General features: G+C 72.8%; 15 protein-coding genes and 1 pseudogene. 5 read left to right on the top strand and 11 right to left on the bottom strand.

Features of this window, described 5'->3' with window-relative positions; genetic code table 11:
* Positions 1–218: 218 nt before the first annotated feature.
* Positions 219–836 (bottom strand): annotated as a pseudogene (locus F5972_RS23230) (histidine phosphatase family protein); the annotation flags it as partial.
* Between the two features lie 12 nt (positions 837–848).
* On the bottom strand, positions 849–1757 hold the full coding sequence (locus tag F5972_RS23225; RefSeq protein WP_150935806.1) for a LysR family transcriptional regulator: 909 nt from the start codon (positions 1755–1757) through the stop codon (positions 849–851).
* Positions 1758–1964: 207 nt separating this feature from the next.
* Here F5972_RS23225 and F5972_RS23220 point away from each other — a divergent pair, with 207 nt between their 5' ends.
* Together F5972_RS23220 and F5972_RS23215 are read left to right on the top strand one after the other, a co-directional pair.
* Positions 1965–2882, top strand: a complete 918-nt coding sequence (locus tag F5972_RS23220; protein WP_150935805.1) for an EamA family transporter — start codon at positions 1965–1967, stop codon at positions 2880–2882.
* A gap of 10 nt (positions 2883–2892) precedes the next feature.
* Positions 2893–3480: a Uma2 family endonuclease gene (locus F5972_RS23215; protein WP_150935803.1), complete on the top strand. Its 588-nt coding sequence runs from the start codon at positions 2893–2895 to the stop codon at positions 3478–3480.
* Positions 3481–3486: 6 nt separating this feature from the next.
* Here F5972_RS23215 and F5972_RS23210 read toward each other — a convergent pair whose 3' ends face one another.
* Positions 3487–4356, bottom strand: a complete 870-nt coding sequence (locus F5972_RS23210; protein ID WP_150935801.1) for a LysR family transcriptional regulator — start codon at positions 4354–4356, stop codon at positions 3487–3489.
* A gap of 70 nt (positions 4357–4426) precedes the next feature.
* On the opposite strand from F5972_RS23210, the gene F5972_RS23205 reads away from it, so the two are divergent.
* On the top strand, positions 4427–4843 hold the full coding sequence (locus tag F5972_RS23205; protein WP_150935799.1) for an ester cyclase: 417 nt from the start codon (positions 4427–4429) through the stop codon (positions 4841–4843).
* A gap of 48 nt (positions 4844–4891) precedes the next feature.
* Complete coding sequence (locus tag F5972_RS23200; protein WP_404803073.1) at positions 4892–5047, top strand: SDR family oxidoreductase; 156 nt, start codon at positions 4892–4894, stop codon at positions 5045–5047.
* A 6-nt stretch (positions 5048–5053) separates the two neighbouring features.
* On the opposite strand, the gene hemL is transcribed toward F5972_RS23200, so the two are convergent.
* From hemL to F5972_RS23165, 7 genes are all read right to left on the bottom strand, one after another.
* On the bottom strand, positions 5054–6349 hold the full coding sequence (gene hemL, locus F5972_RS23195) for a glutamate-1-semialdehyde 2,1-aminomutase (RefSeq protein ID WP_225311763.1): 1296 nt from the start codon (positions 6347–6349) through the stop codon (positions 5054–5056).
* Positions 6350–6406: 57 nt separating this feature from the next.
* Positions 6407–7051, bottom strand: coding sequence for a bifunctional DNA primase/polymerase (locus F5972_RS23190; RefSeq protein ID WP_150935795.1), 645 nt, complete (start codon positions 7049–7051; stop codon positions 6407–6409).
* Between the two features lie 204 nt (positions 7052–7255).
* Positions 7256–8242, bottom strand: a complete 987-nt coding sequence (gene hemB / locus F5972_RS23185; RefSeq protein ID WP_150935793.1) for a porphobilinogen synthase — start codon at positions 8240–8242, stop codon at positions 7256–7258.
* Positions 8243–8336: 94 nt separating this feature from the next.
* Positions 8337–9926: a bifunctional uroporphyrinogen-III C-methyltransferase/uroporphyrinogen-III synthase gene (locus F5972_RS23180; RefSeq protein WP_150935792.1), complete on the bottom strand. Its 1590-nt coding sequence runs from the start codon at positions 9924–9926 to the stop codon at positions 8337–8339.
* Positions 9923–10834 (bottom strand): hydroxymethylbilane synthase, encoded by a 912-nt coding sequence (gene hemC, locus F5972_RS23175; RefSeq protein WP_150935790.1) that lies wholly within the window; start codon positions 10832–10834, stop codon positions 9923–9925. The genes F5972_RS23180 and hemC overlap by 4 nt, the downstream gene beginning before the upstream one ends.
* Complete coding sequence (locus tag F5972_RS23170) at positions 10831–12210, bottom strand: glutamyl-tRNA reductase (protein ID WP_150935788.1); 1380 nt, start codon at positions 12208–12210, stop codon at positions 10831–10833. Before F5972_RS23170 ends, hemC begins: the two co-directional genes overlap by 4 nt.
* Before the next feature lie 25 nt (positions 12211–12235).
* Positions 12236–12934: a redox-sensing transcriptional repressor Rex gene (locus F5972_RS23165; RefSeq protein ID WP_111699599.1), complete on the bottom strand. Its 699-nt coding sequence runs from the start codon at positions 12932–12934 to the stop codon at positions 12236–12238.
* 231 nt (positions 12935–13165) lie between these two features.
* Here F5972_RS23165 and F5972_RS23160 point away from each other — a divergent pair, with 231 nt between their 5' ends.
* Positions 13166–13414, top strand: a complete 249-nt coding sequence (locus F5972_RS23160) for a glutaredoxin family protein (protein ID WP_150935786.1) — start codon at positions 13166–13168, stop codon at positions 13412–13414.
* Between the two features lie 76 nt (positions 13415–13490).
* Here the strand turns inward: F5972_RS23160 and F5972_RS23155 are convergent, their stop codons facing one another.
* Entirely contained in the window at positions 13491–15182 is a 1692-nt protein-coding gene (locus tag F5972_RS23155; RefSeq protein ID WP_150935784.1) for a putative quinol monooxygenase, read from the bottom strand.
* Positions 15183–15242: the final 60 nt, after the last annotated feature.

Raw genomic sequence — 15242 nt, 5'->3', positions numbered from 1 at the left:
GCCGCCGCCGTCTCGGGATCGACGCGCAGAGCCTCCGGATCGGCGCGCAGAGCCTCGGGAGCGGCGCGCAACACCTCGGGCCCGACCCGTGACGCCTCGGGATCGACGCGCGACGCCTCGGAGGGAACGCCGGCCTGCCCGGGATGGGTGCGCAACGCCTCCGGGAGGGCCGCGTCGGCCTGCTCGAACAGCGCGGCCTCGCCCTGTGGCTGCGCGACCTCCCGCAGCAGCGCCCCGGCGGGCTCGCTGTAGCCGACGCTGATCAGCCGGTTTCCCTCGAAGGTCAGGCTGGTGAGGCTGGCCAGCGCGCACTGGCGCCGGCGCGGGTCGTGCCACAGCCGCCTGCCCTCGGCGGCGAGCCGGATGACCCAGATCGGCAGCTGATGACTGACCAGCAGCGCCTCGTGGCCGCGCGCCGCCGCCCGCGCGTCGTCCACCACCGACTTCATGCGGGCCACGACCTCGCGGTACGGCTCGCCCCAGGACGGCCGGAACGGGTTCCTGAAGTGGCGGTAGGAACGGGGATCGCGGAAGACGGTGTCGCCGCCGGTCATCCGCAGGCCCTCGAAGACGTTGCCCGCCTCGATGAGCCGCTCGTCGGTCGTGATCTCCAGGCCCAGGGCCTGCGCGGCCGGCTCCGCGGTCTCCTGGGCGCGCTCCATCGGCGAACTCCAGACCGCGACGATGTCCCTGCCCGCGACGGCCTTGGCGACGACGTCGGCCATCCGGCGGCCGGTCTCGGACAGGTGGTAGCCGGGCAGCCTGCCGTACAGGACGCCGCGGGGATTGTGGACTTCTCCGTGCCGGAGCAGGTGAACGATGGTCATCTCTGTCATGACCTGCACAGCCTACCCACCGGACGGCTCCGGGCACGCGGAGCGCAGCGCCTCGACGGCGGCGCGGATCGCCGGACGCCTCGCGGCGTCGGTCCGCCACACCGCGTAGATCCGCCGTACGGGCGGCGGCTGGACGGCCAGGACGGCGACGCCCTCCGGCAGCGGTCCCCGGCCGAGCCGCGGGATGAGCGCGCATCCGTGGCCCTCGGCGACCAGCGCGAGCTGGGTGGGGTACTCGTCGGCCATGCAGACGATGTGCGGCTCCCGTTCCTCGGAGCGCAGCAGGAACACCAGGAAGTCGTGGCAGACCGTGCCGGGGGTCGAGCTGATCCAGCTCTCGCCGTCGAGGTCGCTCAGCCGCACCCGGTCGGCGCCCACCAGCGGGTGATCGGCCGGCACGACGACGTCGGCCACGTCGTCGAGCAGCGCCGTGCGCGACAGCCCCTCCGGCAGGGCCATCGGCCGGTTGAGCCAGTCCTGGAGCACGGAGAGATCGAGGTCGCCGCGTGACAGCTCGCGGATCTGCCGCTCGGGCTCCCGCTCGTACACGAGCAGGTCGAGGTCGGGGTGCTGTCTCTTCAGTGTGGTGAGGGCGCGCGGCACGATGCCCCGCGCGGCGGTGGGGAAGGCGGCCATGCTCAGTTTGCCCACCACTTCCCCGCGCAGCGCCTCGAAGTCGGCCTCCGCCGTCTCCACGAGGGCGAGGATGCGTTCGGCGTGGTCGGCGAGCAGCCCGGCCGCGTCGGTGAGCTTCACACCGCGGCCGTTGCGCTCGATCAGGACCGCGCCGGTCTCCCGTTCGAGCTTCGCGAGCTGCTGGGAGATCGCCGACGGGGTCACCATCAGCGCCTCGGCGGCGGCGCCCACGGACCCGTAGACGGCGACCGCGTGCAGTGCCTTCAGCCGGTTCAGATCCAACATGTAGCCAGTCTAAACCGTTCGGGTAAGAAAAACTCGGTTGTGCTCAACTGTTTAGCGATGCGATGATTTGGCCATGCGAATCTTCAACAAGTTCTTCACGAAGCCGTCCCGTTCCGAGCAGACCTCCTACCTGGAGACCCTGGCGAAGCAGGCCAGGCAGAGCCGGGATCGGCGCCCCTCCCGCTGACCCTTCCGGGCGACCGATTCATGCGTCCCCGCCACCTGGCCCTGGCCGTCGCGCTCGCCGCCGTCTGGGGCTGCAACTTCGTCGTCATGCAGACGGGCCTCAGGCACTACCCCCCGCTCACGTACGCCGCCCTCCGGTTCCTGCTGGCCGCCTTCCCCGCCGTGCTGGTCACCGGAGGACCGCGCGTGCCCTGGCGGTGGGTGCTGGCCACCGGCGCGTCGCTCGGCGTCGCCCAGTACGGCCTGTTGCTGCTCGGCATGCGCGCCGGCATGCCGGCCGGGCTGACCTCGCTGGTCATCCAGGTGCAGGCGGTCTTCACCGCGCTGTTCGCGACCGCGCTGCTCGGCGAACGGCTCGGGCGCCGCCGGATCGCCGGCACGGCCGTGGCCTTCGCCGGTCTGGGCCTGATCGCGGCAGGCGTCGTCGCGAAATCGGGGGCGATCCCGTTCGGGGCGTTCCTGCTGTGCGTGGCCTCGGCGGCCGGGTGGGGCCTCGGCAACGTCGCCACCCGCAGGGCCGCACCGCCCGACTCCCTGCGCTTCATGGTGTGGGTGAGCGCGGTCTCGGCGCCGCCCCTCCTGGCACTGGCCCTGGCGACCGAGGGCGCGTCGTCGCTCGGGTCGTTCACGGTGGAGGGCGTGGGCGCCGTGCTCTACACCGCGTTCCTGTCGACCCTCGGCGGGTTCGCCGTCTGGGGGTGGCTCCTGACCCGGTACGACGCCTCGCTCGTCGCGCCGTACGGCCTGCTGGTGCCGGTCTTCGGGCTCGCCTCCGCCGCCATCTTCACCGGGGAGCCCGTCTCCCCGCTCACGATCGCCGCCGGCGCCCTCATCCTCGCCGGCCTCCTCTACGCCAACGCCCGCCCCCGCACCGCCCCCAGCGCCACTCCCGCCGACCGCGCGACAACCGGTCACTCTCGGTCATCATCCGAACGCTAAAGTTCGTGGCATGAGGAGCACACCCGCGCACCGACCCCCAGGCGGATGGACCGCGGACGACCTCGATCACCTGCCGTCCGAGGGCCTGGACGGAGAGCCTGACCTTTTCACCCACGTCGAGCTGATCGATGGAGCGCTCGTTCTCGCGGCACCTCAGAGACGGCTCCACCAGCGCCTGGTGCAGGGGCTGACCGCGCGTCTGGACATGCAGGCTCCCGCGGCCCTGACCGCTGTCCACCGGATGGACGTCAAGCTGGGGGAACGTACGCGGCCGTGCCCGGATGTGATGGTCATCGATGCCGAGGCCGGGGCGGACATGGCCCGCACGTTCTACGCCGCGCGGGAGGTCCATCTCGTGGTCGAGATCGTCTCCCCCGAGTCGGTCGAACGCGACCGCAAGCTCAAGCCGCTGCGGTACGCCGAGGCGGGCATCCCGCACTTCTGGCGGGTGGAGGAGCATGACGGGCGTCCCGTCGTCTACGTGTACGAGCGTGACCCGGCCACGGGTGCGTACACCCCGACCGGGATCCACCATGGGCACCTGACGGTTCAGGTGCCCTTCCCGATCGAGGTGGATCTCGACCAGCTGGTGAAGTAGGGCGGCCTAGGCGTGCAGGTGGGTGCGGGCTGACGTGTGGAACGCGGCGACCAGCCGGCCGCGGTCCTCGGCCCGGCTCGCCACGACGACCTGACCCGGTTCGACGCCCCGCAGCGGGACCGTGGTGAGGTCGGGGCGGATGCCGGCTGCGTACAGGGCGGCCGGGACGATGGCCACGGCCTGCCCTGCGGCGATGTGTTCGAGCTTGTCCTCGATGGTCTCGACGGGGGGTCCGCCCGGCGCGGGGCGCCCTCCGGGGCGCGGGTCGATGCGCCAGTACGCGTCGAACTCGGGATCCGGGAAGCGGGGGATCGGCTCGCCCTCGATGTCGTCGAGGGTGACCGACTCCTTGCCGGCCAGCCGGTGCCCGATCGGCACGAGCAGCGTCTTCGGCTCGTCGTAGAGGATCGTCACGCGCAGGCCGCCGGTGCGCAGCGGCAGCCGGGTGACCACCGCGTCGACCCGCCGGTCGAGCAGCGCCGCACGCGGCTCGCTCCATTCGAGGTGGAGCGTGCGTACGTCGGCGTCGGGATGCCTGTGCCGCAGGTCCCGCACCGCCGGCGTGACGATCCGGCCGGCGGTGTAGCCGATGGTGATCCTCGTGGGCTGGGCGGCGGCCCGGGCGACGGCCACGGCCTGCTCGGACGCGCGGAGCAACGCCTGTGCGTGCGGGAGGAAGACCTCTCCCGCCTCGGTGAGCCGGGTGCCCTGCCGCGTACGGTCGAGAAGCCGCGCGCCCACCTCGGCCTCCAGCCGGCTGATCTGCCGGCTCAGCGACGGCTGCGCGACGCGCAACTCGGCCGCGGCGCGGCCGAAGTGCAGGTGCGACGCGACGACGGTGAAGTAGCGCACCAGCCGCAGGTCGAGATCCGTCATGCCCGAAGCGTATTACGTGGTGCGGAACAGGTCTTTGATCAGCCATGACGCGCGTCCCTACCGTGGACGCATGGCTACCGAGAACGAGATGGCGGTCCGGCGCTTCTACGAGGCCCTGGCCACCGGTGACACGGCGCTGGTCGACGAGGCCCTCGCACCTGACTGGGAGGCCGTCCCGGCCCTGCGAAGCGGAGGAGGCCCCGACGGATGGAAGAAGAGCATCGATCACCTTCGCGGCGTGTTCTCCGGCCTGACCGTCGTGATCGAGCACATCGTCGAGTCGGGTGACCTGGTGGCCGTGCGTTCGGTCGGCCGCGGCGTGCACACCGGGGAGCTGCTCGGCGTCGAGGGCACGGGCCGCGAGGTCGAGCTCCGGGCGTCGGACTTCCACCAGGTGGCCGGGGGCCGGATCGTGCGGACGTGGCACCTGGAGGACTACTTCGGGATCGCCCACCAGATCGGGCTGGAGTTCACCCGTGGCGCTTGACGGGAAGACGGCGGTGGTGACCGGGGCGGCCCGGGGCATCGGCTACGCGTGTTCGCCCGGGTGACGGCCGTGCAGACCATCAAGCGTCAGTCCGTCCCGGAGGACCTCGCCGGCGCCCTCGCCTTCCTGGTCTCGGACGACGCCGGCTTCGTGACGGGCCAGATCCTGCACGTCGACGGTGGCGTGACCCGTACGGGAGCCTGAGCCTTCTCAGGCCCCGGCGGCCTGGGCGGCGGCCTTGGCCGCCAGGGGCAGCGCCTCGGCGACCTGGGTGAGCGCCTCGTCGTCGTGGGCGGCCGACAGGAACCACGCCTCGTACGCCGACGGCGGCAGGTAGACGCCCTGGTCCAGCATGCTGTGGAAGAACGCCCGGTAGGCGTCGGTGTTCTGGGTGCGGGCCGATTCGAAGTCGGTGACCGGGGTGTCGGTGAAGAAGATCGAGAAGAGGTTGCCCGCCCGCTGGAGGCGGTGCGGCACTCCGGCGGCGGCCAGCGCGTCGGAGGCCGCCCGCCCGATGACCAGGGCGGAGGCGTCGATGCGGTCGTAGGCGTCGTCGTCGCAGGCGCGCAGCGTGGCCAGCCCGGCCGCGCAGGCGAGCGGGTTGCCCGACAGCGTCCCGGCCTGGTAGACGGGCCCCTCGGGGGCGAGCGCGGCCATGACCTCCGCCCGTCCGCCGAAGGCCGCGGCGGGCAGCCCGCCGCCCATCACCTTGCCGAAGGTCATGAGGTCGGCCTCGACGGGGTCGACGCCGTACCAGCCGGAGGCGGAGACGCGGAAGCCGGTGAGCACCTCGTCGACGATCAGCAGCGCGCCGTGCTGGGTGCACAGCTCGCGCAGGCGCGCGTTGAAGCCGTCGGCGGGCGGCACGACGCCCATGTTCGCCGGGCACGCCTCGGTGATCACGCAGGCGATGTCGAACGTGCGGAACGCCTCCTCGACCGCCTCGGCCGAGTTGTACGGCAGGACGATCGTGTCGGCCGCCGAGGCGCCGGTGACGCCCGGGGTGTCCGGCAGGCCGAAGGTGACGACGCCCGACCCGGCGGAGGCCAGCAGCGCGTCGACGTGGCCGTGGTAGCAGCCGGCGAACTTCACGACCTTCGCCCGGCCGGTGAAGCCACGGGCGAGCCGTACGGCGGACATGGTGGCCTCGGTGCCCGAGCTGACCAGGCGGACCTTCTCGACCGGCGCCACGCGGGCGACGATCTCCTCGGCGAGCAGGACCTCCCCCTCGGTCGCGGTGCCGAAGGAGAAGCCTCGTGCGACGGCCTCCTCCAGCGCCTCCACGACCGCCGGATGCCGGTGACCCAGGATCATCGGGCCCCAGGAGCACACCAGGTCGACGTAGCGGTTGCCGTCCACGTCGGTGATGTACGGCCCCTCACCGGAAGCCATGAAGCGGGGCGTGCCGCCCACGGCGCCGAAGGCGCGCACCGGCGAGTTCACCCCGCCCGGGACGATCCGGCGGGCGCGGTCGAACAGGTCCTCGGAGGTCTGCGTACGTGTCACGCCCTCCAGGTTACGGGCCGGCCGGCGCGCGGGTCGTACCGGGAACATCCGCGAGAGTCACTCGCAGAAGTCGGCCAGCAGGTCGAGGACGCGCAGCGGATCGGGCAGGGGACGCCCGTCGGGAGGCCTGATCCAGCTCACGACGCCGCCGGTCGGCGTGGTGGACGGCGGCGCGAGCACGTAGCTCTCCCGGCAGTGCCAGCGCAGCCCCGGCGTGCTGTCGATGACCTCCGGGCCCGCGTCGAGGTGGCAGGACCACCACTCGTCCTCGTCCTCGGGGGCGCCGCGCGTGGCCACGAAAAAAAGCACCCGGTCGCCGTTCTCGGCGACCGGGCCGGTGTCGAAGCCCGCGGCGTCCATGGCCGTGAGCGTGGGGCGGCCCGCCTCGGCCGCCACGTCGAACACGTCGAACACCCTGCCGGTGGGCAGGATCACGTTCGCGTCCGGTTCCTGCTTCCACCACCGTGTCAGCAGCGCGCTGTCCGTCGTGGCCTGCATCTGCCAGGCAGGCGACAGCGGGTGCATCCCCGGGTCGGGACAGCCCACCCGGTCACAGGAGCACGCCCTGCCTCCCTCGGCCAGCGGATGGGCGCCCATACAGCTCGCCCAGCCCAGCTGGGCGTATTCGAGCACCGACGTCATCTTCGGTGGCGCGTGATGCGCGCGCCGTTTCGCACGGCGGGTCAGCGGTACTCCGACCATGGCGCTCCTCCCCACAAGCGACCTCAGCGGTCTCCGACGAGACACGCCCTGCCGCGCGGCCCCGGCGGCGCCTCGCCACGCTGCCCCGGCCACGCCTTGAACCGGCGGCGTGCGCCGGACATTCCGTCGCCGCCGCCGCCCTGCGATAGGCACGATGGTACGTACCTGCTGATTTCCCTCGCCTGGCAGGGCCCTGATGAGAGGTCAGGATAGTGCCCGGGCGACCTCCGTGGCCCAGTACGTGAGGATCATGTCGGCCCCGGCACGGCGGATCGCGACCAGCGACTCCATGATCATCCGCTCGCGGTCGATCCAGCCGTTGGCCGCCGCGGCCTCGACCATCGCGTACTCACCGCTGACCTGGTAGGCCGCGACGGGCACCTCGACCAGGTCGCGCACCTGGCGCAGGATGTCGAGGTAGGCCAGGGCGGGCTTGACCATGACGGCGTCCGCGCCCTCGGCCAGGTCGAGGCGCACCTCGCGCAGCGCCTCGCCGACCGGGCCGGCCGGGTCCTGCTGGTAGGCGCTGCGGTCGCCGAACTGCGGCGCGCACTCGGCGGCGTCGCGGAACGGCCCGTAGAACCCGGAGGCGTACTTGGCCGCGTAGGCGAGGATCGGGATCTCGGCGAAGCCGTTGCCGTCGAGGGCCGCGCGGATGGCCTCCACCTGGCCGTCCATCATGCCGCTCGGCGCGATCATCTGGCTGCCGGCCGCCGCCTGGGCTACCGCCGCCGACGCGTACCGCTCCAGCGTCGCGTCGTTGTCCACCTCGCCGTCGGCGGTCAGCAGGCCGCAGTGACCGTGGTCGGTGTACTCGTCCAGGCAGGTGTCGGTCATCAGGACCAGCGCGTCGCCCAGGTCGGCGGCGAGGTCGCGCAGGGCCACCTGGACGATCCCGTCGGGGTCGTCGGCGCCCGAGCCCCGGGCGTCCTTGTGCGCCGGGACGCCGAACAGGATGATCCCGCCGACGCCCGCCTCCGCCGCCTCGTGGGCGGCCTTGCGCAGCGACTCGCGGGTGTGCTGGACGACCCCCGGCATGGAGCCCACCGGCTGCGGCTCGGCGATGCCCTCCTTGACGAACACGGGCAGGATGAACTCGGCCGGATGCAGCCGCGTCCCCGCGACCATCCGCCGCATCGCGGCGGTGCGGCGCAGCCGCCGGGGCCGCGCCACCGGGTATCGGGCGTTCACAACGATCTCCCCGCTCTGGACCGCGCCGGCCCGCGGGATCGTCCCGCGGGCCGCGCGCGAATCACATCCACTCGCGCTTCTACTTCGCGCGCTTCTACTTCACCCTGCGCCGCGCGCCCCGGCGCATCTGGGAGGGGCGGCGGGGCACCTCGCCCGCCGACACCGCGGCGTGGCGCATCTTCGCACCGTAGTCCGCCAGCGCGGCGGCGAGGGCCGAGGCGGACGGCCTGTCGGCCATCACGTCGACCCGCAGGCCGAACTCCTCGGCCGTCTTGGCCGTCTGCGGCCCGATGACCGCGATCACCGTGACGTTGTGCGGCTTGCCGGCGATGCCGACGAGGTTCCGTACGGTCGAGGACGACGTGAACAGCACGGCGTCGAACCCGCCGCCCTTGATCGCCTCGCGGATCGGGGCGGGCGGCGGCGCGGCCCGCACGGTGCGGTAGGCCGTGACGTCGTCGCACTCCCAGCCGAGCTGGGTCAGCCCCGCGACCAGCGTCTCGGTCGCGATGTCGGCCCTCGGCAGCAGCACCCGGTTGATCGGGTCGAGCATCGAGTCGTACGGCGGCCACTCGGCCAGCAGGCCCTCGGACGACTGCTCGCCCGTCGGCATGAGGTCGGGCTTCACACCGAACTCCACCAGCGCCCGCGACGTGGCGTCGCCGACCGCGGCGACCTTGAGCCCGGCGAACGCGCGGGCGTCCAGGCCGTACTCCTCGAACTTCTCGCGCACGGCCTTGACGGCGTTGGCGCTGGTGAAGGCGACCCACTCGTAGCGTCCGGTGACCAGGCCCTTGATGGCGCGGTCCATCTGCTGCGGGGTGCGGGGCGGCTCGACGGAGATCGTCGGCACCTCCTCGGGCACCGCGCCGTACGAGCGGAGCTGCTCCGACAGGCCCTTCGACTGCTCCTTGGTGCGCGGCACCAGGACCCGCCAGCCGAACAGCGACTTGGTCTCGAACCACGACAGGCGGTCGCGCATTCCGACGGCGTCGCCGACGACGATCAACGCGGGCTCGGTCATCCCGGCATGCTTGAGGTCGGGACCGAGCCGCCCGAGCGTGGAGACCACCGTGTACTGCTCGGTGGTGGTGCCGTCGCTGGTGACCGCCACCGGCGTCGAGTCGGGCTTGCCGCCCCCGATCAGCGCCTTGCTGATCGGGACCGCGTCCGCGACACCGTTGTAGATCACGAGGGTGCCCGCGCAGTCGGCGTGCCTCGCCCAGTCGTCCACCTGCGCGGCGTCCACGATCCGGAACTCCGGCGCCGACGCCGCGGGCGGGATGCCGGCGTACGTCAGCACGGCCGTGGCCGGCGGCACGCCGGGCACGATCTCGAAGTCGACGTCCGCCTTGGCGCAGGCGGCCACCTCGTCGGTGACGGAGGAGAAGAAGGACGGGTCGCCCGAGCACAGCCGCACCACGGTGCGGCCCGCCTTGGCGGCCTGGATGGTCTTCAGCGACACCGAGTTCTCCGCCGCGTCGGCGGCGATGTCGACGACCTCTACGTCCTCGCGGCAGTGACGCAGCAGCGGTCCGTACGCCCGGCGGTCGAGGACGGCGACGTCGGCCCTGCTCAGCAGGTCGGCGCCGCGTAGTGTGAGCAGGTTCTCGTCACCGGGACCGGCGCCCACGAAGGCGACGAACCCGGATCGGGCCTGGGTGCTGTGATCGGCGGGGCTCAATGGGCCTGCTCCCCCATCAACGTGTCGGCCCCTTCGGCGATCATGGCTGCCGCGAGTTCACGGCCGAGTTCCACTGCCGCCGGAGAAGGTCCGGAGGTGGACTTGCGCACCGACCGTGCGCCGTCGACGTCGACGACGGTTGCGGTCAGACTGAGAATGTGCCCGTCACCGGAGGCGAAAGCACCTACCGGGGCCGCGCAACCGGCCTCGAGGGCGGCGAGCACCGAACGTTCGGCGGCCACCGCGGCCCGCGTCAGCGGGTCGTCGACGGCGCTCAGCAGTTCGATGAGATCGTCACGGTCGGCCAGGCACTCGACGGCGAGGGCGCCCTGCCCGGGAGCGGGCAGCATCTCGTCGACTTCGAACACCTGGGCGATCTCCCCGTCCCGGCGGATCCTGGCCAGCCCGGCGGCGGCCAGCACGACGGCGTCGAGCTCGCCCGACGTCACCTTGCCGATGCGGGTGTCCGCGTTTCCCCTGATGGGGACGTATTCGAGATCCGGCCGGAGCAGGCGCAGCTGGGCCACCCGGCGCGGCGACCCGGTGCCGACGCGCGCTCCGGCGGGCAGGTCGCGCAGCCGCACCGGACCGACCAGCGCGTCGCGGGGGTCGTCCCGCTCGGGGATGGCCGCGAGCGCGATGCGCTCGTCCTGCTTGGTCGGCAGATCCTTGAGCGAGTGGACCGCGAAGTCGACCTCGCCGGCGAGCAGCCGCCCGCGCAGGTCGTTCACGAAGACGCCGGTGCCGCCGAGCTGGGTCAGGTGGGCCCGGGAGACGTCGCCGAACGTCGTGACGCCGACGAGCTCGACCTCCCGGCCGGTCAGGGCGGTCAGCCGGTCGGCGACGATCCCCGACTGGGTGGTCGCCATCAGGCTCCTGCGGGTGCCGAGACGAAGAGGCGTGCTCATCGCTCCACCTCCGGGCTGTTCGGGCTCCGCATGCCGTCGAGGCTCCTCAGGCTGTCCAGGTTCTCCAAGGTCTCCAGGCCGTCCAGGCTGTCGAGACACGACACGGCGTCGGGCGCGTTCGGGGCGAGGCCGAACAGCTCGCGCAGCGCCTCGGCGTACTGGTCGCCGCCCGGCGCCGCGGCCAGCCGCTTCACCCGTACGGTCGGCTCGTGGAGCAGCTTGTCCACGACCCGCCGCACGGTCTGGGTGACCTCGTCGCGGGTCCGCCCGTCGAGGCCGGGCAGGCGGGCCATCAGCCGGCCCATCTCGGCCTCCACCACTCCGGCGGCCTTGCTGCGCAGGGCCACGACCGTGGGGGTGACCAGCGCGGCGCGCTCCGCGTGCAGGTAGGCCGTGACCTCCTCGGTCACGATGCGCCCGACCTCCCGGATCGCCTCGGCCCGGCCGCCGTCGGCGACGTCGTCGCCCACGCCGTCCTGCTGCATCGACTCCAGGTCGACGAGCGTCACGCCGGGCAGGTCCCGTACGCCGGGGTCCACGTCGTGGGGCAGCGCGAGGTCGAGCAGGAACAGCGGCCGCTCGCGGGCGCCGATCATCTCGGGGTCGATCGTGCGGGTTCCGGCGCCGACGCAGGAGATCACGAGGTCGGCCGCGGCCAGTTCGGCGGGAATGCCGGCCAGGTCCGCGGCGCGCCCGCCGACCGTCTCGGCGAGCCGCTCGGCCCGCTCCCGGGTGCGGTTGGCGATGACGATGTCGGTCACGCCCGCGCGGGAGAGGGTCGCGGCGGACAGCGCGCTCATCGAGCCCGCGCCGACGACCAGGGCGCGCCGGCCGGCGATCGGCCCGAGGACCCGCTCGGCGAGCGTCAGGCCGACCCCGACGAGCGAGGCGCCGGCCCGGTCGATGCCGGTGTCGGCGTGCGCCCGCTTGCCGGCCCGCAGCGCGTGCTGGGCCAGTTCGTTGAGGGTCGTCCCGGCGGTGCCCTCCTCCTGCGCCAGGCGGAGGGCGGTCCTGATCTGGCCGAGGATCTGCCCCTCGCCCACGACCATGGAGTCGAGGCCGCAGGCGACCGTGAACAGGTGCTGGACCGCCCGGTCCTCGTAGTGCACGTAGAGGTGCGGCGCGAGCCGCTCGTGCGGCAGGCCGGAGTGCGCGGCGAGCAGGCCCGTCACGGCGCCGAGGCCGCCGTGGAAGCGGTCGACCGCGGCGTAGACCTCGACGCGGTTGCAGGTGGAGACGACCAGCGCCTCGGACACGTTCTCGTCGGCCTGCAGGTCGTGCAGCAGCTTGACGAGGGCGTCACCACTGACCGTCACGCGTTCGAGCAGGGCGACCGGGGTGGTCCGGTGGCTCAGGCCGACGACGAGGATACTCATGAGCTCGCTCCCACTGATGGCTCACTCACATGACCACCCCGTCCGGCCACTCCTCGGCCATGATGGGTCCTCCATTAGCCTTGCGCTGCTCGTGGAACGCAAGTATCTGCAGTTCGATAGATAAATCGACTTTACGGACATCTACGCCGTCAGGCACAGCCAGGACGACGGGGGCGAAGTTCAAAATACTGGTGACGCCGGCCGCGATGACACGGTCGCACACCTGCTGGGCCGGCGCGGCGGGGGTGGCGATCACCACGATCGACACGCCGCGCTGCCTGATCACCGTCTCCAGCTCGTCGGCGTGCTCGACGACGAGACCGGCGATGCGGTCGCCGACCACGTGCGGGTCGGCGTCGAGCAGGCCCGCGATGCGGAATCCGCGGGAGGCGAACCCGCCGTAGTTGGCCAGCGCCCGGCCGAGGTTTCCGACGCCCACGATCGCCACCGCCCAGTCCTGGGTGAGACCAAGCTCACGCGAGATCTGGTAGATGAGGTACTGCACGTCGTAGCCGACGCCCCGGGTGCCGTACGACCCGAGATGGGAGAGGTCCTTGCGGAGCTTGGCCGAGTTGACGCCCGCGGCGACCGCCAGGTCCTCCGAGCTCACCGTCGGCGTGCCCCGCTCGGCCATCCCGTTCAGGGCACGCAGATAGAGCGGCAGCCTCGCCACGGTGGCGTCGGGGATACCGCGATCGCGTGCCTGCGGGATACGGCGGATCACTTGCCGGAACTCCAGGGGGACGGACGGCCGGTGCGCCCCCGGCCGCAAGGGTGGATGCGACGGAATGAATCCAGGTTAGTGCCTTTGTGAAGCTATGCACAAAGTCGATCGTGCTCTCCAGCGTCCCAGGAGGGTGCGCCGGTCGCCGATCCGGGTCCGCCGGGGTCGTGACGCCAGTGATCGCGGCGCCCGGGATCGTGGGGACGCCGGGAGCGTGACTACGCTGACCGCATGGCTCCTGCGGATCACCGGATCACCCTGCTCGGCAAGCCCGGCTGTCATCTCTGCGACGACGCCCGGGCGGTCGTCGAGCGGGTGGCGGGCGAGCTCGGCGTCGCGTGGGAGGAGCGCGACATCACCGCCTCACCGGAGGACGAGGCCGAATACTGGGAGATGATCCCGGTCGTGCTGGTCGACGGCGTCCAGCACACCTACTGGAGGGTCGACGAGACCCGCCTCCGCGCCGCCCTCGCCCGCTGACGCCGGCTCCCGATCGCAACCGGCCCCCGCGGCCGCCGAACGGAGACGGGGGTCGCGGAGACCGGCCCGTCCCCGCTCACATGCGGGTGGGGAGCGGGACGACCTTGGCGGCGTTGACGGCGAGTTCGATGACGTTGGCGGCCAGCACGTACTTCACCCGCTCGGTGGTGAACCGCTCCATGTGCGGCTGCCGCTGGTGCTCGCCGTAGCCGACCTCGTCGCGGTAGAGCTCGTAGACGATGCGCTGGAGCGGGGCCGACTTCACCGCGTGGCAGACGAACAGCAGCGTGTCGGGCTCGTTGCGCTGCACGGCCTCCACCGTCTCCTCCGCCAGCTTGTCGAACGCCTCTCCCGAGCCGTCGAGCAGCGTGAACACGGTCAGCAGGCCGTAGATGCCGGGGGACGGCCTCACCGAGCCCCCCTGCCGGGCCGGACGGCCCGCCTGCTGCGCTCCCTCGGGGCTCACGCCCTGCCGGGACCGGCCGAAGCCCACGCCGAAGCTCGCCGCGAGGTCGGCCGGGCTGGGCAGCTCCGCCCCACCCACGGGGGTGGCGCCCGATGGCGCCCCCGGATAGAGCGCCCCCGTCGCGGGCATCGCCCGGTCCGGCGCGGCCCCCGGGCCGGCGGGCATGGCGGGCATGGCGGGCGTGGCGGGCATCGCGTAGTCGGGCCGGCGCGGCTGGCCGTACTGGTCGGCGGCCAGAAGCTGGCCGGTCGCGGGCCCGCCGAAATCGTCGGCGAGCGGGCGTCCGTCCGGGCGGATGTCGGAGCGGCCGTCCGGGCGTGCGTCCGGAGGACGCATGCGGGCCGCGTAGTCGACCTCGCCCTGCTCGCCCGCGCGGTATTCGGCCACCAGGTCGCCCAGCCCCGAGCGGCGCGGCGCGGCGCCGGGCGGGACCGCCCCCGCCGCTCCTGCCGCACCCGCCGCCGCGCCCAGGGCACCCGGGTTTCCCAAGCCACCGGGGCCTCCCGACGCGACGTTCGGACCCGAGGGCGCGGAGGGCACGCGGCTCTCGGCGCGCAGGGCGGTGTCGGCCCGCCCGCCGCGCCGGCCCTGCCACTCCTCCTCGGGCGCCTCGTCCTCCTCGTCCTCGTCGTCGTACGGCGCGAGCGGACGGGCCACGGCGTACCAGACGCCCCCGGCGGCGGCCGCCATGAGCACGACGACGACCAGCCCCGGGAGCCCGAACTCCAGCGCACCCGCGACGGCCATGCCCGCGGGCGCGATCACCACGGTCGCGTTCATGTTGTCCGCGTCGTAGTCGTCGCCGTCCCGCCAGCTCATCAGCGCGATGCCGAGGGCGAGGAGGAGCAGGAACACCACCAGGCCGTGGACGCCCCGCAGCAGCCACTCGGGCCACAGGTCCCAGTGAGTGGGACCGTCGGGCAGCGCCTTGGCGAACCCCGAGGCCACGATGGGGTCCAGCACCATGATGACCGTGCCCACGACCGTGAGAGCGGCGCCGAGCAGCCACCCGGCGAAGCGGGCCGCCGCCTTCTCCGCGAGAAGCTGGAGCACGCCGACGGCCAGCCACAGCGGGGCCAGCAGCGACCCGGTGATCTGGTAGACCCGGAACGTCAGGGGCCCGAAGCCGGTGAGGTGGCCGACGGCGACGGCGCCGAGCGACACCGCGAGCGCGCCCGTGGCGATGCTCCACGCGATCAGCCATCCGGCCGGCTCGTCACGGAGACGCCCGACGAGGACGCCGGTGGTGATGCCGGCGAGCAGGGCGCCGGCGAACGCGAGGAGAGCGACGAGGACTTCCATGGTGGCACCCATGCTGCCTGACAACGCCTTCGCACGGGTAGCCGGTCGCCTTGTACGGGT

This window comes from Microbispora cellulosiformans (assembly GCF_008728085.1).
Lineage (GTDB): Bacteria > Actinomycetota > Actinomycetes > Streptosporangiales > Streptosporangiaceae > Microbispora > Microbispora amethystogenes.
This window is presented reverse-complemented; position numbering and strand designations above follow the sequence as displayed.